Here is a 20,022-nt window from a genome sequence, read left to right as displayed (position 1 = left end):
GCCAGTGCAGCCGCCGTGACGTGCGCGATCATGAAGCCCGAGTTCACGCCGCCGTCCTTCACGAGGAAAGGCGGCAGGCCCGAGAGCGTCGCGTCGATGAGCAGCGCGATGCGGCGCTCGGCCAGTGCGCCGATTTCGGCTGCGGCCAGCGCGAGGTTGTCGGCGGCGAAGGCCACCGGTTCCGCGTGGAAGTTGCCGCCCGAGAGCACTTCGTTCGTTTCCGGGAAGATCAGCGGATTGTCCGACACCGCGTTCGCTTCGATGAGCAGCACCTGCGCCGCGTGACGCATCTGGTCGAGACACGCGCCCATCACCTGCGGCTGGCAGCGCAGCGAATACGGGTCCTGAACCTTGCCGCAATCGCGGTGCGAGAGGTTGATCGCCGAGCCTTCGAGCAGCGTGCGGTAAGCCGCGGCTGCCTCGATCTGGCCGCGATGACCGCGCAGTTCGTGAATGCGCGCGTCGAACGGCTTCACCGATCCTGCCGCCGCATCCACGCAGAGCGCGCCCGAGACGAGCGCCGTGCGGTAGAGGTCTTCAATCGCGAACATGTTGTAGATCGCAAGCGCGGCGGAAGCCTGCGTGCCGTTGAGCAGCGCGAGACCTTCCTTGGCCTGCAGCGCGAGCGGCTTGAGGCCCGCAGCCGCGAGACCTGCCTCGGCGCTGGCGCGTTCGCCGCGGATGAACACCTCGCCAATGCCGAGCAGCACCGCCGACATATGCGCGAGCGGCGCGAGGTCGCCCGAGGCGCCCACCGAGCCCTTCACGGGAATGAGCGGCAGCACGTCGGCATTGAACAGCGTGATGAGCGCGTCCATCACTTCGCGGCGGATGCCCGAATAGCCGCGGCCCAGGCTCGACAGCTTCAGCGCCATGAGCAGACGCACGACGGGACGCGACATCGGCGCGCCCACGCCCACGGCGTGCGAGAGCACCAGATTGCGCTGCAGGAGTTCGAGCTGGTCGTTCGGGATATGCGTGCTCGCCAGACGCCCGAAGCCCGTATTGATGCCGTAGGCGGGCTCGCCCTTCGCCGTGATCTCGGCGACGGCGCGTGCGCCCGCGTCGATGGCCGCGAAGCTGGCCGGATCGAGCTCGAGCCGCACTGCCTCGCGCGCGATCTGGCGCAGTTGGGGCAGGGTCAGATGGCCGGGCGTAAGGCGAAGGGTCGGGAGCATGGTCGAATCCTGTCTATACAAGTCGCGAAAGTGGCCGAAGTCTAGCCTGGCGCGCCTGTCTATACAACTCCCCTTTGCGGCCCTTGTGGCCTGGGACTATCCACGAGAGCGCCGCAAGCGCCCGTCACGCGTCGAGTTGCAGCCTGCCCCCAATAAACGCGAGAAAGCATTGCACGCGCGCCGCAAGGGCCGCGCTGCGGTAGTAGACGGCGTGGATCGGCTGGCGCGATTCGATCAGCGCGTCGTCGAGCACGGTGACGAGGCGGGCCGCCTCGCGGTCGGCCGTGGTGAGGAAGTCGGACAGGCACGCAATACCGCTGCCGGCAAGCGCGAGCTGGCGTATCGTCTCGCCGCTCGACGCCAAAAGCGCCGGCGCGATCGTGTAGCCGGATTCGGTCTCCTGGGTCTTTGCGGCCGCGCGCGTTGCGTCGCCGCCAGCCACCCGCAGCGGCCAGCCGTTCAGATGCGCGGGCGCCGTAAAGCCGATCAGCCGATGCTCGCGCAACGCAGCAACACTGCGCGGCGTGCCGTGCGCCGCGAGATAGCCGGGACTCGCGACAATGCGCAAACGGCTCGTGCCGAGCGAGCGTGCGTGCAGCGTGGAGTCCTGCAGCGTGCCGATGCGAATGGCGATATCCACGCGCTGCTCCAGCAAATCGACGATGCGCTCGTTGTTCGTGAGTTCGAGTTCGATCTCGGGATAGGCGTCGGCGAACGCCGCGACGTGCGGCACGATGCAGTGAAGCATGAACGGCGTGGCCGCATCCACGCGCAACCGCCCGGAGGGGCGCTCGCGGTGGCGCGTCACGGCCTCCTCGGCATCGGCTAACGCCGCGAGAATGGCGCGGGCACGATCGAGGAACAGTTCACCCTCTTCGGTGAGTTGCAGGCGCCGCGTGGTGCGCAGGATCAGCGCGACGCCCAGCTGCTTTTCGAGCCGCGTCAGCGCGCGGCTCACGCCCGATACGGTCTGCTCGAGCTTTTCAGCCGCGGCGGTAATCGACCCCGCGTCGATCACGGTGACGAATACGAGCAGTTCGTCGGTCGACGTCTTCATCGTGGCCATTCTTGATCCGCAGTCAATATTCATTTGAGACTAACACGGTTTTTGCAAAACCCGGATACCCCGATACTGGCTTCCATCGCAATCAAGACAGGACCAGGAGCCACCCATGAAAGTATTCGTGACAGGCGCAGGCGGATTTATCGGCGGCTCGATCGCGGCGCATCTCGTGCGCGCGGGCCACACGGTGCGCGGCCTCGTGCGCCGGCCCGAGCAGTTCGCCGACCTCGAAAAGCTCGGCATCACGCCCGTGCAGGGCGATCTCGACGACCGCGCGACGCTGATGGCAGAAGCGCGCGCCGCCGACGCCGTGATCAACGCGGCGAGCAGCGACCATCGCGACGCAATCGAGGCGCTGATCGACGCGCTCGAAGGCTCCGGCAAGACGCTCTTGCATACGAGCGGCTCGAGCATCGTGGGCGACGCGTCGGGCGGCGAGGCGACCGATCGCATCTATCGCGAAGATGCCCTGCCCGAGCCGACCGCCGACAAGGCGCCGCGCGTGGCCATCGACAATCTCGTGCTCGCGGCCGCGGCGCGCGGCGTGAAGAGCGCCGTGCTCTGCAACACGCTGATCTATGGCGTGGGCGCGGTGCCGGGAGCGGCGAGCGTGCAGCTGCCGCGGCTCATCCGCCAGGCGCAGAAGAGCGGCGTGATGCGTCACGTGGGGCGCGGCCTGAACATCTGGTCGAATGTGCATGTCGACGACGTGGCCGAACTCTATCGCCTCGCGCTCGAAAACACGCCGGCGGGCACGTTCTACTTCGTGGAAAGCGGCGAAGCGAACTTCCGCGACATGACCACGGCGCTCGCCGGGGTGATGGGTTTGGGCGCGCCGCAGGACTGGCCGCTCGAAGCCGCGATCGAGGAATGGGGCTACGAAATGGCGTCGTACGGCCTCGGCTCGAACAGCCGCGTGCGCGGCGAGCGCGCCCGCACACTGCTCGGCTGGCAGCCGCGGCGCACCTCGGTCACGGACTGGATCCGCGCAGAAATGCCGAAAGTGCCGATCGCGCAAAAATAAGTGTTGTAGCGCACGTAATTGTTGCGTATCCGTAAGGTCGCCCCGCTAGAATTCGAGCGTCTTGCACTAGCCGCCGGCGCGTTGCGCGCCGGCACCGGATACGCCGATGCTACTCGCGCTGAACTTCTACTGGCTGACCAATCTGCTGGCCGTCCTGTTCATCGTCGCGTGCCTCTACGACACGCGCTACGATGAATACGGCACGCTGACACTCGCCGCCGGCGCGATGGGACTCATCGTGATGGCCATCGAAGTGCTGCTGCGCCCTGCGTTCGAGATGTCGCTCTAGCGCGCTTGTTTCACGATTCTTTCGCGACCGGCGCAGCTTTCTTTCGTTGCGCTAACAACTGTCCGCCCAACGCAACTACGGGTTCTCGTGCGCACAGCACGACGACGGCGCGGGTGCGTCTTCATAGCGATCGTGGTGGCGCATCCACTCGCGCATGTCCTTCTCTTCGTTGCGTCCCTTTGCGGTCAGCTCGAGCATCGCGTACGTGCCGATCAGCATCTCCCCGCCGCGCGCGTACGTCGAATACGTGTGGTACACGTTGCCCGCTTCATCGCGATAAAACGCGCTGACGCCGGGCAGCTCGTCGCTCATGTAGTCCTGCTCGGCGTAGTTGTAGATCGCCTTGCCGCACGCCTTGTCGGCCTCGCTGAACGACACGTGATAGTCGAAGTTGAAGTCGCTCGCATGTGACGATACCCACGGAAAACGCCAGCCCATGCGCTGCCTGAACGCCTCGATCTTCGCGAGCGGCGCGCGCGAAACGGCCACGTAAGTCACGTCGTGATGCTCCAGATGCGGCAGCATGCCGTCCACGTGGTCGGACAGGAACGAGCAGCCTGGGCACCCCTCTTCCCAATCCGGCCCGAGCATGAAGTGATAAACGATCAGCTGGCTGCGAGGCCCGAATAGCTGCGCAAGCGTGCGCGGGCCTTGCGGTGTCTCGAACGTATAAGTCTTGTCGACCTTCACCCACGGTAGCGCCTGGCGCTTCGCCACCAGCGCGTCCCGTGCGTGCGTGAAAGCGCGCTCTTCGGCGAGAAGCGCCTTGCGGGCCTCCAGCCATTCGGTCTGCGAAACGATATTGTGCGATTCCATCTTTCGATTCCTCCTTGCGTTTGAATGAGCGCCGTTCAGTCGAACAGCGCCACCAGTTGATCGATCGAACTCGTCCAGCCCTCGTTGTGCGAGTCGCGTGCCGCTTCGTCGAAGAAGCGTTCGTGCTTGAGCGTGAGGTCGGTGGCGGCCCCGTCGGCGCGCAGCGTCACCGTGACGAGCGACTCGCGCTCCGGTGTGCTGCGCCACGCCCACGTGAATACGAGCTTTTCGTCGGGCACGACTTCGAGATAGGTGCCGCTCACGTCGTGGTCCTCGCCGTTCGCGGCGCGCATGATCACGCGAAAGCGCCCGCCCACGCGCACGTCGGCTTCGGCGTGAATGCAGGTCGTGTCGAGCGGCTGCATCCAGCGCATCAGTTGCGACGGCTGCGTCCACGCGGCGTAGACCTTCGCGGCAGTGGCGTTGAGGCGTCGCCGGATGGTGAGGCTGGGAGCTTGAGGGGCAGCGCCGGGTCCGGCTGCGGGTTGGGTAGACATGCATCTTCCTCCACGAAAGCAGCGAGTCGATCGAGCGTTTCACTCCAGAAGCGTTGATAGTGCGCGAGCCACTGCATGGCGTCCTCCATCGGCCCCGCGGCGAGCCGGCACGCCACGGTGCGGCCGGTTTTCGCGCGCGTGACGAGGCCCGCCTGTGCGAGAACGTCCAGATGCTTCATGACCGCGGGCAGTGACATCGTGAACGGCTGCGCGAGCGCGCTCACCGAGAGTTCGTCGTGCTGCGCGAGGCGTGCGAGCAGCGCGCGCCGCGTGGGATCGGCGAGCGCCGCGAAGGTGCGGTCGAGGGTAGCGTCTTCATACTTAACCATGTGGTTTAGCATAGGCGACGAGCGAGCGATGTCAAGGCATGCGTGAGTCATTCGCGAGCAGCGGCGCGCATGGCGGCATCGCCGCCACTAGAATGGCGATTTCTGCGCGCCGCGCCCTGCTCTCTCTGCCACGTCACGCCATGCCGTCCAAAATCCGCAATTCGCTGCTCTGGATCTTCGACGCCTTCGAGCGCGAGGCCGGCTATATCCGCAAGCCCATGTTCGGCTGTGACGCCGCGTATCTGGACGGCCTGCTGTGTCTCGTGGCCGCCGACCGCGACCCGCCGTTCAACGGCGTGCTGGTCTGCACGTCGCGGGAGCGCCATGCGTCGCTCATCGAAGCGATGCCGGCATTGCGCGCGCACCCCGTGCTCGGCAAATGGCTCTATGTGCCGCAAGCCGATGCGGCGTTCGAAGATACGTCCGCGCAGTTGAGCGCGCTCGTCCTCGCGCGCGACCCGCGCATCGGCGTGGAGCCCAAGCCACGCAAGCCGCGCCAGGCGGGCAAGGCCCGCAACAGCGTGCTGCCCGGGTAACGCGCCAGAACGTAGCGCGCAAAAGCCACACGGCCCGCGCCGCCGTGAAGCGACGCGGGCCGTGCAGCCGCCCGGGCGGGCCGCCGTGGCCGCCGGGCGAATGACCGGGTCATCCGGTTATCAGATGGCCCAGCCGCCCAGGTAGAACGTGGCCAGCACGCCGGCGATCACCACCGTGCCCACGTTCAGCTTGCGGATCTCGCCGCTCACCACGCGGCCGATCACGAGCGTGCAGAAGCCCAGCATGATGCCCGTGACGATGTTCGCCGTGAGCACGATGAACACGGCGCAGACGAGGCCCGACATCGCGTCGACCATATCGGCCATGTCGAGGCGGCTCACGCTCGAGAGCATCATGAGGCCGACGTACATCAGCGCGGGCGCCGTCGCATACGAGGGCACGAGGCCCGCGAGCGGCGCGAAGAACATCACCGCGAGGAACAGCACGCCCACCGTGGCGGCGGCGAGGCCCGTCTTCGCACCTGCGGCCACCCCCACCGTCGACTCGATATAGGCCGCCGCCGGCGCGCCGCCAAGAAAGCCCGAGAAGATCGAGCTGACCGAGTCGGCCGTGAGCGCCCGCCCGCCGTTGACGATGCGCCCGTTCGCGTCGAGCTGGCCCGCCTGCCCCGCCACGGCGCGGATCGTGCCGGTGGCGTCGAACACGGCCGTCATCACGAGCGCGAGCACGCTCGGCAGCACGGCGAGCGAGAGCGCGCCCTTGATGTCCATCGCGCCGATCAGCGAGGCATGGCCCGGCGCCGACAGCGAAGGCCACGCGAACACGCCATGAAAGCTCACGGCCGGATCGATGGCGAGACCGAGCGCCGAGATCGCGACGATCACGATCAGGATCGAGCCCGGCACGCGGCGGCGCACGAGGCCGAAGATCGCGGCAAGGCCGACCACGGAGAGGATCACGGGCAGCGAGGTGATATGGCCGAGCGAGACCGGCAGGCCCGCGCCCGGATTCTTGACGACGAGGCCCACGTCATTGGCGGCGATCAGCAGCAGGAACAGGCCGATGCCGATGCCCGTCCCATGCGCGATGCCGTGCGGCAGGTTGCGCAGGATCCACGAGCGCACGCCCGTCACCGAAATGCCCGTGAACACGAGGCCCATGAGGAACACCGCGCCGAGCGCCACTTCGGGCTTCAGCCCCTTGCCGAGCACGAGGCCGAAGGCGGTGAACGCCGTCAGTGAAATGGCGCAGCCGATGGCGATCGGCAGACGCGCCCACAGGCCCATGAGCAGCGAGCCGAACGCCGTGGTCAGGCACACGGCCACGAACACGGCGCTGGTGTCGAAGCCCGCCTTGCCGAGCATGCCCGGCACGACGAACACGGAATAGACCATCGCGAGGAAGGTCGTGACGCCCGCAATCGCCTCCTGACGCAGCGAGCTGCCGCGCGCGGCAATGTCGAAATAACGGTCGATGAATCCCGAGGCCGAGCCCAATGAATCTGTGGACTCGACTTCGGCGGCGGTCGCACCGGCGAGCGGCTGCGCGTGGGGTTCGATCATGGTGAGTGCCTCCTTTATCAGCATGCTGAAACGGTTCACGGCTCACCAGCCGATCCGTCATCAGGTTTTCGTCTCGATTGAACTAGTCGTGTCGACGCGTTGCCGGCGCCTTTTTGAACTTCCCGGCGCTCATCGTTTTGACATCTCTTTATGGATGGAGCGAAGGTTAGGCGAACACGATTTGCGCTCCCATCGCACGAGTCGCATTGAGTTCATGCCGCGATGCTTATATGCCCGTGTACAGGGCACGGCGCGCGGGGCGGCCCCGCGTTTACACCTGGCCGCAAAGCGGGCCGTTGCCACGCGGACCGGGGCCGGTTTCGTATGACGAAGCGCGATCGTCCCGGCTCGCGCGGGCAGCCGGTTGCCCGGCGCGGCGCTTGCTGTGCGTCGCCCAAGCTGGTCGCCCACGCTGGTCGCCCACGCCGGTCGCCGACGCTGGTCGCCGACGCCGTCATTAAGCGGATCGGGCCGGTGCGCGGGTTACACTCACGCATCCCGACCTGGTTTCCCCCTGCCGCGCGCGTCGCGCCGGCCGCTCCAAGGAGTTTCAGTAGATGAGACGCGGCTTCTTGCGTTCCACACGTCCTGCTTTTCACTTTCCGTACGCCCTGACGCTGCTGATGCTGCTCACGCTTTCGGGTTGCAGCCTGTTCCGGCCGGCCCCGCCGCCCGAGCCGGAAGCGCCCGTGGCCGCGGAGCCCGAGCCGGCCGCGAGCGAGCCCGAGGCCGCGTCCGCGCCCGAGGCGGCGAGCGAGCCGGAGACGGAGAGTACGACGAAGCCGGCGCCGAAGAAGCCGCGCCCCGCGCCGGTGCACCGCCGCCGTCCAGCGCCGCTGCCGCCCGCGCCCGCGAGCGCCCCGCCGGCGCCGCCCCCGGCGCCCATCGTGCAGGTGCGCACGCTCGAGCGCGGCACATTCCGCACGCTGCTCGACAGCGAAGTGCAAAAGACCGACGGCAAGGTCGTGGGCCGCGCCGTCGACATGGTCACGGGCCCCGGCGGCAAGCCCGTCGACGTCGTGGTGAACCTGCAGGGCTTCATGGGCATTGGCGACCGTAAGGCCAACTTCCCGTGGAGCGGCGTGCGCGTGAATACCCAGGCGAAAACGCCCGCCATCACGCTCGCCCTGCCGGCGAACCAGCTGCAGGTCCCCGACCGACCCAAGGCCGGTGCGCCGCAGCCCGGCAACCCCGAGGCGAGCGCGACGCGCCTGCCCATGCTCGACGCGGACGTGGAACGCGCCAACGGCGGCAAGGTGGGCCGCGTGGTGGACGTGCTGCTCGACGGCAGTGCCGCCCCGCAGGCCGTCGTGCTCGACGTGAGCGGCACGCTCGAGAAACGTCATACGATCGCGGCCGACTGGTCGGCGCTGCACTTCGTCACGAAGAACAACACGCTCGAAGCGCAGCTCGAAATGAGCGATCAGCAGGTGGACGCCTCGCCGCCCTACGCGCCCGACCAGCCGGTGCACGCGGTGACGCCGGCCGCCCCGCCGCCGGCCCCGGCCGCCGCCCCGGCTGCGCAAGCCGCGCCCGCTGCCTCGCCCGTCGCCTCGGCAGCCAATGCCCACGGTGCCAAATGACGGACGGCACCATGCAACAACCCAATCCAGACCAGCGCAGCGTGCGCGCGCTCGACTGGCTGAACTTCTTCGTGGCGAACGTGCAAACGGGCTTCGGGCCGTTCATTGCCTCGTATCTGGCGTCGCACAAGTGGACCCAGGGCGAGATCGGCCTCGCGCTGTCAGTCGGCACGATCAGCGCGATGGTGAGCCAGGTGCCGGGCGGCGCGGCTGTGGACGCCCTGCGCAACAAGAAGGCCGCCGCCGCGTGGGCGATCATCGCGATCATCATCTCGGCCGTGCTGCTCGCCTCGAGCCCGACCGTCGTGGCGGTGATGGCCGCCGAGATTTTCCACGGCTTCGCCAGTTGCATGCTCGTGCCGGCCATGGCGGCGCTCGCGCTCGCGCTGGTGGGTCGCCAGAACCTGGGCGACCGGCTCGGCCGCAACGCGCGCTGGGCCTCGATCGGCAGCGCGGTGGCCGCCGGCCTGATGGGCTTGTGCGGCGAGTACTGGTCGCCGCGCTCCGTGTTCTGGCTGACGGCCGCGCTCGCGTTGCCCGCGCTCGTCGCGCTCGCGATGATCAAATACGACCAGAACGCCGCCTACGCCAAACCCGCGCCCAAGCCCGGCAAGGCCGGCGCGGCCGCGGGCTCAGGCGAATCTCGCGAAACGATCTTCGACCTGCTGCGCGACCGGCGCATGCTGACCTTTGCGGCCTGTGTGGTGCTGTTCCACCTCTCAAACGCCGCGATGCTCAACCTGGCCGCCGGCGAAGTGACGGCTGGCATGGGCGACAACGTTCAGCTCGTGATCGCGGCGTGCATCATCGTGCCTCAAGCGATCGTCGCGTTGATGTCGCCCTGGGTCGGCCGCACCGCGCAGGCCTGGGGACGCCGCCCCGTGCTGATTCTGGGCTTTTGCGCGCTGCCGCTGCGGGCGCTGCTATTCGCCGCCGTCGGCAACCCGTACTTCCTCGTGCCGGTGCAGATGCTCGACGGCCTTTCGGCTGCCGTGTTCGGCGTGATGCTGCCGCTCATCGCCGCCGACGTGGCGGGCGGCAAAGGCCGCTACAACCTCTGTATCGGGCTCTTCGGACTTTCCGCGGGGATCGGGGCGACGCTTTCGACGGCGCTTGCCGGCTTTATCGCCGATCACCTGGGCAATACGGTGAGCTTCCTCGCGCTCGCGAGCGCGGGCGCCGCGGCGGTGCTGATGGTTTGGCTGGCGATGCCCGAGACGCGCGACGCGCTCGAAGAGGAAAACGCCCGCGACGCCACCGTCTGAGGGGTGCGCCGCCGGGGCGGGCGCCGGTTGCGCCTGCGCCGGCGCACGGTGGCGACCCGCCTTTCTCCCTGCCAACGAACAACGGCGCCCCTCGGGGCGCCGTTTTGTTCTTGTGCAGCTTTATGACATGGGAATGACGAGGTGTGACCAGCCGCGCGGCATGTGAGCGGCGGGTGGCCTACCCGCGCGGGCGCCCGGTGCGCCCGGGGACGCCGCTCAGGCGGCCAGCGCCTCGTCCAGACGCGCCGCGACCACGGCGTTGGGCAGATTGTCGAGCTTGCTCGCGAGGATCATCGCGTCGGCATTGGCCGGGCGATGACGGCGATTCGGGCTCGGCCGGAACACCGCGTCGCCGCGGCGGATCTTCTCGCCGGTCAGCGCGCAAACGGCGCTGCGGCGCGCCGTGCAGACCCGCCACAACTGGTCCGAGTAGCGGCCATAGGTGGCGTCGCTCCAGCAAACGGTGATGCTGTCCGGATCATGCCGCCGGATCAAGGTGATGCCCTGCGCATCCCACGAACGGACGGTGGCGCGCCGCCGGTTGGCCGCCTCCGATGCGCCGCGTGTGATGGGTACCGGTTTGCAGCTTCTGCCGCCTTCGAATTCGCTGTCCAGGCTTAGCGGCTCGGAAGCCGCGGACAGAAGGTCAATGGTTTGTTGCCAAACGCTGCCGGTATCTAATTTCGTCATAATGCACCTCGTGCACGTGGAAACGATTCAAATATGCCGGTCGAATAAGCACTCTGCCACGTCCGGATTATAGCGTGTTCAACTCGCAATCCACAGGAAAAACGCAATTTTCACACGATAATGCCAAACGCAAAAAACGAGATGGCAGAGCTTTCAGTTCCGACTGCAAGCCTCCAATGTTGGTTTCTTTACATCCGTGAACTTTTTTGCCGATTTGATGATACTTAACAATCTCACCGCGGAAAAAATAACCGGTTTCCGGCTGGATGTCACTAGTCGCGCGACTTTTCCACATAACTGAATTGTTACAGCGCCCGCTGCGCCCCGCGCATACATAAAGCCCTGAATGCCCGTCCATGGCCGGTCTCGCGGTCTTCAGCGGTATCGCGACGTCTCCACTCTTACATACGGGACGTGACCGATCAATGAAACGCAACGCACCTATTCGACATAGGTGCATCAGACATATCACATACTAAACGTCAGTCTATTGGACGCGCAATTCTCGCACGAAGCTTGCATTGACCACACCCTTGGAATATCGAGGCATTCCACTATTCGAAAAGCAATTAATGGATTCCGGATATTGCTTTAGCGCTTTGGCGCGCGCCAATGCGGCCATTGTGCAACTCGCACGAGACGAATAGCAACAAAACGGTGATGTTACAAGCACTATGATCCGCACCGAAAGTATGCACACTAAACCACTATTGAATCCGCGGATAAAGACAAACGAATGAAGATATCGCGCGGCTCGCGTCTTACGTGCCGCGGCCCTGATCGAGAAATTCGCCGGCGCGTACCTTGAGCATGGCGCCGAAGTCATCGAGCCAGCCAATGGAAAGCCGCCAGCTCTGCCAGTAGAGGTCGACGTCGAGCGCCCGCCCGGGCGTGAGTTCGACGAGTTCGCCCCGCGCGAGATGCGGCGCGATCATGCGCTCGGGGCACATGCCCCAGCCCAGACCGTTCAGGCAACAGCGCAGAAACCCCGCCACATGGGGAATCCAGTGCAGCGGCGCGTCGATCTGCGCGCGCGTGATGCGGCGAATGAAGCGCTTTTGCAATTGATCCTTGGGATTGAACTCGACGCACGGCGCGTGGCGCAGCGTGTCGCGCGTCACGCCTTGCGCGAAATGCCGCTCGAAGAACGCCGGCGAGCACACGGCGAGGTAGCGCATGCGGCCGAGCCGGGTCGAGCGGCAGCCCTGCACGGGCTCGGCCTGCGTCGTGACGGCGCCCTGCACACTGCCGTCGCGCATGCGTTGCGCGGTGTGATCCTGGTCGTCGATCACGAGGTCGAGCAGAATGCCGCGCTCGACGCAGAAGCCCGCCACGGCGTCGATGAACCAGGTGCCCACGCTGTCGTCGTTGACGGCCACCCGCAGCGTCGGCCGCGCCGCGCCCAGCGCGCTCGTGAAGGTCGGCATCGCCCCGCCCAGTTCCGCCTCGAGCAACTGCACGCGCTCCGTGTGACGGCACAGCAGCGCGCCGGAAGCCGTCGCGACGCAAGGCTGGCCGCGCTTCACGAGCACGGTGCCCACGCGCTCCTCCAGCAGCTTCACGCGCTGCGAAACCGCCGACGGCGTGACGTTGAGCGCACCTGCGGCGCGATCGAACGAGCCATGCCGCACGACGGCGGCGAGCGCATCGAGCAAGGCATAGTCGAGCATTAGCGTTCCTTAATCCGGTTAATGAAAATGAGCTTTGCTTATGCGGCTCCTGGCGGCAGACTAGCGCCATTCCCTGTCGATGTCCAATGACCGCAGGCGCCGCGCACCGCGCCGCCCGCGTTCCTACTTTGTCCGCAACCGTCATGAACTGGCTCGCTTTCACTCACGGCGCGGCGCTCTGCGCCTCGCTCATCGTCACGATCGGCGCACAGAATGCGTTCGTGCTGCGTCAGGGCATCCTGCGCTCGCACGTCGGCAAGATCGTCCTGCTCTGCGCGCTGTCCGACTTCGTGCTGATCGGCGCGGGGGTGGGCGGCGCCTCGGCGCTCGTCGAACGCTATCCGACCTTCGTGCACATCGTGCTGTACGTGGGGCTCGCGTGGCTCGTGTGGTTCGGCATCGGCGCGCTGCGCCGTGCGGTGCGTCCTTCGCACGCGGTGCTGGAGAGCCAGGCCGCGGCGGATGCGCCTGAGCAGCGCGCGTGGCCGATCATCCTCATGACGCTCGCGTTCACCTGGCTCAATCCGCACGTGTATCTCGACACCTTCCTGCTGATCGGCACGGCCGGCGCGCGAGAACCGCAGGGCAGCCGCCTCGCCTTCGCGATCGGCGCGATGTCGGTGAGCGCGGTGTGGTTCGTCGCGCTAGGCTACGGCGCGCGTGCGCTCGCGCCGCTGTTCCGGCGTGCGGGTGCATGGCGCGTGCTCGACGGCGCCATCGGCGGCATGGTGCTGTTGATCGCCTTTGCGCAATTGCGCTGAAGTGTGCAGCACACATTCGTCCGGCTCCTCAACGCTCAGGCCCGCCCGTCCGCGCCGCGATTGTTCATCGATTCGATACGGACCGGGTCACTATTGCACCGAACGAGACGTACTGGATATTGAAGTCCTGTTCGTTCAGGCGCGACGTAGGGAGGATAGCTAACGATTCGATGTAACGCCATGCTCGTCGCGTCTGGCGCGAGTTCGAAGTATGCTCTTGCGACCAGGGCGAACGCTCCTGCAGCACGGCGTATCCGCACAGCGACACCGATCGAAGGCGCCTGGCAGGCCCCTTTCGCCACGGCACGCGATCCGTGAAAAAACCGCCTGCGTTAGCCACCAGCAAGCGAACAGCGAGATGGACGATCTGATACTCGACGCCTTCGATGCGTCGCAACTGATTCCCGGCTTCGACGCGCCGGCGTTGCCCGTCGAGCGCCCGGACCGCGAGACGCTCGACGCCGCCGAGCGCAACACTCGCCACTGGACGAGCCGTGTCGCCGGTGCGCTCACGCCCGGCTCCGACGTTCATCGCGACGAGATGTGCCGCATGTTCCGCGAGACCTTCAATCCTTACCGGCCCTCGGTACTCGATTGGCCGCAGCTCGAACCCGCGGCGCTCAAGCGCATTACCGATCTGCCCATCTGGGACATTGCCGTGCAAACGGAAGGCCGCGCGCGCCTGCGCATGGCCGCCTATGCCGCCTCGCTCGACGACGCCGTGATGCGCGATGCGCTCGCATTGAACGCGTGGGAGGAGAACCGCCACAAGGAAGTCCTCTCGCGCATGGTGGCGGCGTACGGCATCAAGCTCGCGAGCGAACCGCCCTACGTGTACCCCAAGGACGCCGAATGGGCTTACCTCGTGACGGGCTACAGCGAATGCGTGGACAGCTTCTTCGCGTTCGGCCTCTTCGAAGTGGCGCATCGCTCGGGCCTCTTTCCGCCCGAACTGATCGACACGTTCGAGCCCGTCATGCAGGAAGAATGCCGCCATATCCTGCTGTTCGCGAACTGGGTGGCCTGGCACCGCGCCCGGCTCAACGGGTGGCAACGCATTCGCTTCGAGCTGAAGGTGGCCGGCGTCTGGGCTTTTCTGGTGTGGGAACGCATTGGACTCGCGCGCGCCATGGATGCCGAGGGCAACCAACACCGGCACGACAACAACTTCACGATGAACGGCGCGCAACAGGTGACGGACGTGGACATCAGCGTGCCGGAACTCATGCGCCTGTGTCTCGCCGAAAACGAGCGGCGCTTTGCGGGCTACGACAAGCGTCTGCTGCGGCCCGAAACCATGCCGCGGCTCGTGCGCTTCGCACTGCGCTTCGCGCGCGACAAGAAGAACTGACCCTCCCCTCCCGCTGGCACGCGCGCCGCTTCGTTCGAACGGACGATTGCGGCGCGCGCCGCATTCGTGCGACGCTTCGCGCCCATGCAGGTTGCGCGGCGCCGCTTTAGCGCGCTCGAAGCGCGCCTTCCGCAAAGCTGAATTCCGCGCAGCCCACGCGTCTGTCACAGTGACGAAGGTCTTCGTCAGCGACGAAAGCATTGCCCCTATCGAGGAGAAAGAGCTTGAAAATTCTGGTGCCCGTCAAGCGCGTGGTCGATTACAACGTGAAGGTCCGGGTGAAGTCGGATGGCACGGGAGTGGATATCGCCAACGTGAAGTTTTCGATGAACCCGTTCGATGAAATTGCCGTTGAAGAAGCAGTGCGTCTGAAGGAAGCCGGCGTGGCGACCGAGGTCATCGCCGTTTCGTGCGGTGTCTCGCAGGCCCAGGAAACGCTGCGCACGGCGCTGGCCATCGGTGCGGATCGCGCCGTGCTGATCGAGTCGAACGACGATCTGCAGCCGCTCGCGGTGGCGAAGCTTTTGAAAGCGCTGGTCGACAAGGAACAGCCGTCGCTGGTCATTCTCGGCAAGCAGGCCATCGACGACGATTCGAATCAGACTGGGCAGATGCTCGCTGCGCTGGCGAATCTGCCGCAAGCCACGTTTGCTTCGAAGGTCGTCGTAGCAGACGGCAAGGCCACGGTTTCGCGCGAAGTGGATGGCGGCGCGGAAACGCTGTCGTTGAAACTGCCCGCCGTTGTGACGACCGATCTGCGCCTGAACGAACCGCGCTACGTCACGCTCCCGAACATCATGAAGGCGAAGAAGAAGCCGCTGGAGACGATCCAGCCTTCTGATCTGGGTGTCGACGTCGCGCCCCGCCTGAAGACGCTGAAAGTTGCCGAGCCGCCGAAGCGTTCGGCAGGCGTGAAGGTGCCGGACGTTGCCGCGCTGATCGAGAAGCTGAAAACCGAAGCCAAGGTGCTGTAAGGGAGCGATTTGAAAATGACGAATCTGGTTATTGCCGAACACGACAATCAGTCGATCAAGGCTGCAACGTTGAACGCGGTCGCCGCAGCACAGAAAATCGGCGGCGGCGTGCACGTGCTGGTCGCGGGCCACAACGCCCAGGCCGCAGCGGATGCAGCCGCGAAGATCGCAGGCGTTGCCAAGGTACTGCTCGCCGACGCGCCCCAACTTGAGCAGGGTCTTGCCGAGAACGTAGAAGCAACGGTGCTGGGCATCGCGAAGCACTACTCGCACATCCTTGCGCCCGCAACGGCAGCGGGCAAGAACGTCGCGCCGCGCGTTGCCGCGAAGCTCGACGTCGCCCAGATCAGCGACATCACCGCCGTGCACAGCGCGGACACTTTCGAGCGTCCGATCTACGCGGGCAATGCGATCGCGACGGTGCAATCTCAAGATGCGATCAAGGTCATCACTGTGCGTACGACGGCGTTCGATGCAGTCGCAGCCGCTGGCGGCAACGCGGCGATCGAGAAGATCGAAGTCGCAGCAGACAGCGGTCTTTCACAATTCGTGAGCCGCGAAGTCACGAAGCTCGACCGTCCGGAACTCACGAGCGCGAAGATCATCGTCTCGGGCGGCCGGGGCCTGGGCAGCGGGGAGAACTATACGAGGGTTCTGGAGCCGCTCGCGGACAAGCTCAACGCCGCACTCGGCGCCTCGCGCGCAGCCGTCGATGCTGGCTATGTGCCGAACGACTATCAGGTCGGTCAGACCGGCAAGATCGTCGCGCCGCAGCTGTACGTGGCGGTCGGCATCTCCGGTGCGATCCAGCACCTTGCGGGCATGAAGGACTCGAAGGTCATCGTCGCGATCAACAAGGACGAAGAAGCGCCGATCTTCAGCGTCGCCGACTACGGCCTCGTGGGCGACCTGTTCACGGCCGTGCCCGAACTCGCTGGCGCAATCGGCTAAGTCCGTCCGCTGGCTAGCAGCAAAAACGAAAGGCGCCTTTGTGAAAACAAAGGCGCCTTTCGTTATCGACTTCATCGCAGCAGTTTCAACGACATCGGCTAGCGTTCAACCACCCAGAATGCGCCGCGCCTTGAGGATCACCGGCATGTCCACCATTTTGCCGTCGAGCGCCACTGCCGCCCCGCCACTCGCCTGCACTGCATCGAGCACGCGCTGCGCCCATGCGCGCTCCGCCTCGGTCCATGCGTAGGCGCGATGCACGGGCTCGATCTGCTTCGGATGAATGCATAGCTTGCCGCCGTAGCCGAAGCGCCGCCCGCGGCGCGCTTCACGCTCGAGCCCGTCGGCATCGTCGAAGACGGTCGAAACGCCGTCCACGGGCGCCGCAATGCCCGCAAGCCGCGAGGCCAGCACGATCTGCGAGCGAAACACGTCGAGTTCCTCGCCGTCGCCGTCGATGCCCATATCGACCTGAAAATCGAGCGTGCCGAACGCCACGCGCAGCACGCCTTGCGCGCCACACAGCGCATTCAGGCCCGCGATGCCGCGCGCGGTTTCCACGATCGGCAACACGTGCAGCGTGCCGTGCGCGCCTGAACGCACCGCCGCGACCTGCTCCGCGCTTTCCGCCTTCGGCAGCATGATGCCGGCCACGCCTGCATGTCCCGCGAGTGCGGCGGCGTCATCGGCGAACCAGGGCGTGTCGGTGCCGTTCACGCGCACCCACACGGGGCGCGCGGCGTCCAGCGCCGCAAGCACAGCGTCGCGCGCCGCGCCCTTTTCGGCCGGCACAACTGCATCCTCCAGATCGACGATCACGGCGTCCGCCCCTGCGCCGCGCGCCTTCTCGAAGCGCTCGGGCCGGTTGCCCGGCACGAAGAGATACGAGCGGGAAAGCGCGGCGCTCATATGCTCGCCCCTTCGCTGAACAGCGTGCTCACGCGCTGCGCCTCGGCAATGCCCCACGCCGCGTCGAGCAAGCGCTGCGCTTCGCTTTCGCTCGCGGCGCCCGAGAATGCCGCGAGTCGCACGAACTTCGCTGCGATCTCCTCGCGCGAGAGCGTATTGCCCGGGTCGCCCTTCGGCTCGTCCACGCGGCCCTGCAACGTGCGGCCGTCGCGCGTCGTCACGCTCACCTTGCCGATCCAGCGCGCGGGATACGCGCGGTCCACTTCTTCGTCGAGCGCCATCGTCACGCGTTCGCGAAACGCGGCGATATCGTCCGCCGAGTAGTCGCGCTCGAATTCGTTCACGCCCGCATAGCCGCGGTATGCGACCAGGCCCAGCACCGTCCCCATGTTGAATTTCGCCTGATGAACGGTGCCCGGCACGACCACGCTGCCAAGCACGTCGATGGCGCCTTGATGCACATGCGCCGTCACGCTCGCGATATCGTCGGGATTCAGGCGGTGCGCGTCGATCACGGACAGCAGCGCGTCGGCGGCCGGATGCGTGTGACGGCACGCCGCGTGATACTTGAACGACGTTTCGACCGTGGCCCAACGCTCGCCCAGGCGATCGACCAGCTTTGCGGGATCGGCGTCGCTCGACATGCCGGCCGCCATGCCCTGTGCGCCTTCGAGAATGCGCTGCGCGCCACGAAAGCCGTCCGCTGCGAGCTGGGCGGCCATCAGGCCGTTCGCAGCCGCCATGGCCGTGTGCAGTTGCTTCGAATCCGCCGCGTCACGCAGGAACTCCCACAAGCCGCTCGCCTGCGTGCCTGCCGATCCGAACGCGTCGAGCATCTGCTCGGGCGTGAGCTTGAGCAGACGGCCCGCCGCGGCCGCAGCCGCGACCGTGCCCACGGTGCCCGTGGTGTGAAATATCTTGTAGTGCGAACGACCCATGAATTCGCCGACGCGGATGCCCACCTCATAACCCGCCACCGAGGCGGCGATGAACTCCTGCCCCGAGGCGCCCAGCGCCTGCGCGAGCGCCAGCGTCACCGGAAACACGACGGTGGCCGGATGCAGCACCGAGCCGTTGTGCACGTCGTCCTGCTCGACGAAATGCGAAGCGGCGCCGTTGGTCATGGCGGCGAAATACACCGTGGTGCGCGTGCGATCGATGATGACGTCGCACCAGCCTTGGGCATCGGGCGCGCCGCGGGCGGTGCGGGCGAAGCGCGCAATGGTTTCGACCGGGCGCGCGCCCTTGCCGCCCAGCGCGGAGCCGAGCCAGTCCACATAGAGATTGACGGTGCGCTCGACCACGTGAGTCGGGATCGAATCGAAGCGCAGTTGCGAGGCAAACGCCGCGAGTGCGCGGCTTGGATGGTCTGTCATGGCAGCGTAGTTCAGTGAAGTCGGTTTGCGAGGCGCCAGGCGCGATCAGATGGCCCCGGCTTCGCGCAGCGCACCGATGCGCGTCGCGTCATAGCCAAGCTCACGCAAGATGGATTCGGTATGCTGACCGAGCGCGGGCACCGCATCCATGCGCGCATCGAATGCGGAAGGTGCGCCCGGCGGCAACAGCGCCGGAACGGTCCCCACCGAGGTCTGCACCTCGCGCCAGCGCTCGCGCGCCTGCAGTTGCGGATGCGCCCACACATCGGCCATCGTGTTCATCTGGGCGTTGGCAATGCCGGCGCGGTCGAGCCGTTCGATGACCTGTGCCGCAGTCAGCTTCGAAAACGCCTCGACGATCAGCTCGCGCAGTTCCGCACGGCGCGCGGAACGCTGGGAGTTCGCCGCAAAGCGTTCATCGGTAGCAAGTTCCGGCTGCAACAGCACGTGTTCGCAAAAGAGCTTCCATTCGCGATCGTTCTGCAAGCCGAGCATCACCGACTTGCCGTCGCCGGCGGGAAACGGCCCATACGGATAGATCGTCGCGTGCGAGGCGCCTGCGAGCGGCGGCGGCGTTTGCCCGTCGATTGCGTAGTAGAGCGGATAGCCCATCCACTCCACCATGCTCTCCAGCATCGAAACGTCGATGCAGCAGCCGCGTCCGGTGCGGCCGCGCATCAGCAACGCACTGAGGATGTTCGAGTAGGCATACATGCCTGCGGCGATGTCGGCGATCGAGCAGCCCGCCTTCGCGGGCTCGCCGGGTGACCCCGTGATGGAGAGAAAGCCAGATTCGCTCTGGATCAGCAGGTCGTAAGCCTTGCGCTCGCGGTAAGGACCGTCGTCGCCGTAGCCGGAGATATCGCACACGATCAGCTTCGGGTAGCGCTCGCTCAGCGCTTCGTAGCTCAGCCCGAGTCGAGCCGCAGCGCCTGGCGCGAGATTCTGCACGAGCACGTCGGCGTCGGCGAGCAGCGCGTCGAGGATCGGCGCGGCCTCGTTGTGCTTGACGTCGAGCGAAAGGCTTTCCTTCGAGCGGTTCGTCCACACGAAGTGCGATGCGAGTCCATGCACGCGTTCGTCATAGCCGCGCGCGAAGTCCCCGACGCCCGGCCGCTCGATCTTGATGACGCGCGCGCCGAGATCGGCAAGCTGGCGCGTGCAGAAGGGCGCGGCGATCGCGTGTTCGAGCGTGACGACCTTGATGCCGTCGAGTGGTCTCATGGCGCGCGCCTC

The 20,022-nt window shown here is 66.3% G+C and carries 20 protein-coding genes; 9 read left to right on the top strand and 11 right to left on the bottom strand.

The genetic code is table 11. The features are described from left to right. On the bottom strand, nt 1-1,178 hold a 1,178-nt coding region (gene hutH, locus A3CW_RS0138755), incomplete at its 3' end, for a histidine ammonia-lyase (RefSeq protein WP_035515211.1). 124 nt (nt 1,179-1,302) lie between these two features. After that, nucleotides 1,303-2,235 (bottom strand): LysR family transcriptional regulator, encoded by a 933-nt coding sequence (locus tag A3CW_RS0138750; RefSeq protein ID WP_028208333.1) that lies wholly within the window; start codon nt 2,233-2,235, stop codon nt 1,303-1,305. Nucleotides 2,236-2,350: 115 nt separating this feature from the next. On the opposite strand from A3CW_RS0138750, the gene A3CW_RS0138745 reads away from it, so the two are divergent. Both A3CW_RS0138745 and A3CW_RS0138740 read left to right on the top strand, forming a co-directional pair. Continuing rightward, a complete protein-coding gene (locus A3CW_RS0138745) occupies nt 2,351-3,265 on the top strand; it encodes an NAD-dependent epimerase/dehydratase family protein (RefSeq protein ID WP_028208332.1) in 915 nt (304 codons plus the stop codon). A gap of 106 nt (nt 3,266-3,371) precedes the next feature. Then, on the top strand, nt 3,372-3,554 hold the full coding sequence (locus tag A3CW_RS0138740; RefSeq protein ID WP_028208331.1) for a hypothetical protein: 183 nt from the start codon (nt 3,372-3,374) through the stop codon (nt 3,552-3,554). Between the two features lie 75 nt (nt 3,555-3,629). On the opposite strand, the gene A3CW_RS0138735 is transcribed toward A3CW_RS0138740, so the two are convergent. From A3CW_RS0138735 to A3CW_RS51610, 3 genes are read right to left on the bottom strand one after another with little or no spacing between them, the layout of a single operon-like run. Further along, nucleotides 3,630-4,370 (bottom strand): DUF899 domain-containing protein, encoded by a 741-nt coding sequence (locus tag A3CW_RS0138735; RefSeq protein ID WP_028208330.1) that lies wholly within the window; start codon nt 4,368-4,370, stop codon nt 3,630-3,632. 35 nt (nt 4,371-4,405) lie between these two features. Next, the gene (locus A3CW_RS0138730) at nt 4,406-4,810 is read right to left on the bottom strand and encodes an SRPBCC family protein (protein WP_028208329.1); all 405 of its coding nucleotides are present in this window, start codon (nt 4,808-4,810) and stop codon (nt 4,406-4,408) included. Next, entirely contained in the window at nt 4,744-5,196 is a 453-nt protein-coding gene (locus tag A3CW_RS51610; RefSeq protein WP_028208328.1) for an ArsR/SmtB family transcription factor, read from the bottom strand. The genes A3CW_RS0138730 and A3CW_RS51610 overlap by 67 nt, the downstream gene beginning before the upstream one ends. Before the next feature lie 140 nt (nt 5,197-5,336). Between A3CW_RS51610 and A3CW_RS0138720 the strand changes: the two genes are divergently transcribed. Then, the gene (locus A3CW_RS0138720) at nt 5,337-5,732 is read left to right on the top strand and encodes a hypothetical protein (protein ID WP_028208327.1); all 396 of its coding nucleotides are present in this window, start codon (nt 5,337-5,339) and stop codon (nt 5,730-5,732) included. A 120-nt stretch (nt 5,733-5,852) separates the two neighbouring features. Here the strand turns inward: A3CW_RS0138720 and A3CW_RS0138715 are convergent, their stop codons facing one another. Then, a complete protein-coding gene (locus A3CW_RS0138715) occupies nt 5,853-7,256 on the bottom strand; it encodes an NCS2 family permease (RefSeq protein ID WP_028208326.1) in 1,404 nt (467 codons plus the stop codon). Between the two features lie 557 nt (nt 7,257-7,813). Here A3CW_RS0138715 and A3CW_RS0138710 point away from each other — a divergent pair. Both A3CW_RS0138710 and A3CW_RS0138705 read left to right on the top strand, forming a co-directional pair. Then, nucleotides 7,814-8,839 carry a PRC-barrel domain-containing protein gene (locus A3CW_RS0138710; RefSeq protein ID WP_028208325.1) on the top strand — a complete coding sequence of 342 codons (1,026 nt, stop codon included), beginning with the start codon at nt 7,814-7,816 and terminating at the stop codon, nt 8,837-8,839. Nucleotides 8,840-8,850: 11 nt separating this feature from the next. Then, nucleotides 8,851-10,104, top strand: a complete 1,254-nt coding sequence (locus tag A3CW_RS0138705) for an MFS transporter (protein ID WP_028208324.1) — start codon at nt 8,851-8,853, stop codon at nt 10,102-10,104. Between the two features lie 216 nt (nt 10,105-10,320). Here A3CW_RS0138705 and A3CW_RS49025 read toward each other — a convergent pair whose 3' ends face one another. Further along, nucleotides 10,321-10,794 (bottom strand): DUF3331 domain-containing protein, encoded by a 474-nt coding sequence (locus A3CW_RS49025; protein ID WP_051482004.1) that lies wholly within the window; start codon nt 10,792-10,794, stop codon nt 10,321-10,323. A 761-nt stretch (nt 10,795-11,555) separates the two neighbouring features. Next, nucleotides 11,556-12,464 carry a LysR family transcriptional regulator ArgP gene (locus A3CW_RS0138695; protein ID WP_028208323.1) on the bottom strand — a complete coding sequence of 303 codons (909 nt, stop codon included), beginning with the start codon at nt 12,462-12,464 and terminating at the stop codon, nt 11,556-11,558. 143 nt (nt 12,465-12,607) lie between these two features. Here A3CW_RS0138695 and A3CW_RS0138690 point away from each other — a divergent pair, with 143 nt between their 5' ends. The 4 genes from A3CW_RS0138690 to A3CW_RS0138675 all read left to right on the top strand — a co-directional run bounded on the left by A3CW_RS0138690 (nt 12,608) and on the right by A3CW_RS0138675 (nt 16,501). Beyond that, complete coding sequence (locus A3CW_RS0138690) at nt 12,608-13,225, top strand: LysE/ArgO family amino acid transporter (RefSeq protein ID WP_028208322.1); 618 nt, start codon at nt 12,608-12,610, stop codon at nt 13,223-13,225. A 358-nt stretch (nt 13,226-13,583) separates the two neighbouring features. Beyond that, nucleotides 13,584-14,576, top strand: coding sequence for a hypothetical protein (locus A3CW_RS0138685; protein WP_028208321.1), 993 nt, complete (start codon nt 13,584-13,586; stop codon nt 14,574-14,576). 224 nt (nt 14,577-14,800) lie between these two features. Then, nucleotides 14,801-15,550, top strand: a complete 750-nt coding sequence (locus tag A3CW_RS0138680; protein ID WP_028208320.1) for an electron transfer flavoprotein subunit beta/FixA family protein — start codon at nt 14,801-14,803, stop codon at nt 15,548-15,550. Nucleotides 15,551-15,565: 15 nt separating this feature from the next. Beyond that, on the top strand, nt 15,566-16,501 hold the full coding sequence (locus A3CW_RS0138675) for an electron transfer flavoprotein subunit alpha/FixB family protein (protein WP_028208319.1): 936 nt from the start codon (nt 15,566-15,568) through the stop codon (nt 16,499-16,501). A 105-nt stretch (nt 16,502-16,606) separates the two neighbouring features. On the opposite strand, the gene A3CW_RS0138670 is transcribed toward A3CW_RS0138675, so the two are convergent. Genes A3CW_RS0138670 through A3CW_RS0138660 form a run of 3 tightly spaced genes read right to left on the bottom strand, consistent with a single transcriptional unit; the run spans nt 16,607 to nt 20,010 of the window. Next, nucleotides 16,607-17,410, bottom strand: coding sequence for an HpcH/HpaI aldolase/citrate lyase family protein (locus A3CW_RS0138670; protein WP_028208318.1), 804 nt, complete (start codon nt 17,408-17,410; stop codon nt 16,607-16,609). After that, nucleotides 17,407-18,786 carry an MmgE/PrpD family protein gene (locus A3CW_RS0138665; protein WP_028208317.1) on the bottom strand — a complete coding sequence of 460 codons (1,380 nt, stop codon included), beginning with the start codon at nt 18,784-18,786 and terminating at the stop codon, nt 17,407-17,409. Before A3CW_RS0138665 ends, A3CW_RS0138670 begins: the two co-directional genes overlap by 4 nt. A gap of 45 nt (nt 18,787-18,831) precedes the next feature. Then, on the bottom strand, nt 18,832-20,010 hold the full coding sequence (locus A3CW_RS0138660; RefSeq protein ID WP_028208316.1) for a CaiB/BaiF CoA transferase family protein: 1,179 nt from the start codon (nt 20,008-20,010) through the stop codon (nt 18,832-18,834). Nucleotides 20,011-20,022: the final 12 nt, after the last annotated feature.

Origin of the sequence: Paraburkholderia nodosa DSM 21604 (assembly GCF_000519185.1) — a bacterium.
GTDB lineage: Bacteria > Pseudomonadota > Gammaproteobacteria > Burkholderiales > Burkholderiaceae > Paraburkholderia > Paraburkholderia nodosa.
Note: the sequence above shows the minus strand (reverse complement) of the source record. Positions and strands in the feature narration are given on the sequence as shown.

Coding starts and splice junctions, on each gene's coding strand:
- A3CW_RS0138750 (WP_028208333.1), bottom strand. CDS start 2,235: ATGAAGACGTCGACCGACGAACTGCTCGTATTCGTCACCGTGATCGAC.
- A3CW_RS0138745 (WP_028208332.1), top strand. CDS start 2,351: ATGAAAGTATTCGTGACAGGCGCAGGCGGATTTATCGGCGGCTCGATC.
- A3CW_RS0138740 (WP_028208331.1), top strand. CDS start 3,372: ATGCTACTCGCGCTGAACTTCTACTGGCTGACCAATCTGCTGGCCGTC.
- A3CW_RS0138735 (WP_028208330.1), bottom strand. CDS start 4,370: ATGGAATCGCACAATATCGTTTCGCAGACCGAATGGCTGGAGGCCCGC.
- A3CW_RS51610 (WP_028208328.1), bottom strand. CDS start 5,196: ATGGTTAAGTATGAAGACGCTACCCTCGACCGCACCTTCGCGGCGCTC.
- A3CW_RS0138720 (WP_028208327.1), top strand. CDS start 5,337: ATGCCGTCCAAAATCCGCAATTCGCTGCTCTGGATCTTCGACGCCTTC.
- A3CW_RS0138715 (WP_028208326.1), bottom strand. CDS start 7,256: ATGATCGAACCCCACGCGCAGCCGCTCGCCGGTGCGACCGCCGCCGAA.
- A3CW_RS0138710 (WP_028208325.1), top strand. CDS start 7,814: ATGAGACGCGGCTTCTTGCGTTCCACACGTCCTGCTTTTCACTTTCCG.
- A3CW_RS0138705 (WP_028208324.1), top strand. CDS start 8,851: ATGCAACAACCCAATCCAGACCAGCGCAGCGTGCGCGCGCTCGACTGG.
- A3CW_RS49025 (WP_051482004.1), bottom strand. CDS start 10,794: ATGACGAAATTAGATACCGGCAGCGTTTGGCAACAAACCATTGACCTT.
- A3CW_RS0138695 (WP_028208323.1), bottom strand. CDS start 12,464: ATGCTCGACTATGCCTTGCTCGATGCGCTCGCCGCCGTCGTGCGGCAT.
- A3CW_RS0138690 (WP_028208322.1), top strand. CDS start 12,608: ATGAACTGGCTCGCTTTCACTCACGGCGCGGCGCTCTGCGCCTCGCTC.
- A3CW_RS0138685 (WP_028208321.1), top strand. CDS start 13,584: ATGGACGATCTGATACTCGACGCCTTCGATGCGTCGCAACTGATTCCC.
- A3CW_RS0138675 (WP_028208319.1), top strand. CDS start 15,566: ATGACGAATCTGGTTATTGCCGAACACGACAATCAGTCGATCAAGGCT.
- A3CW_RS0138670 (WP_028208318.1), bottom strand. CDS start 17,410: ATGAGCGCCGCGCTTTCCCGCTCGTATCTCTTCGTGCCGGGCAACCGG.
- A3CW_RS0138665 (WP_028208317.1), bottom strand. CDS start 18,786: ATGACAGACCATCCAAGCCGCGCACTCGCGGCGTTTGCCTCGCAACTG.
- A3CW_RS0138660 (WP_028208316.1), bottom strand. CDS start 20,010: ATGAGACCACTCGACGGCATCAAGGTCGTCACGCTCGAACACGCGATC.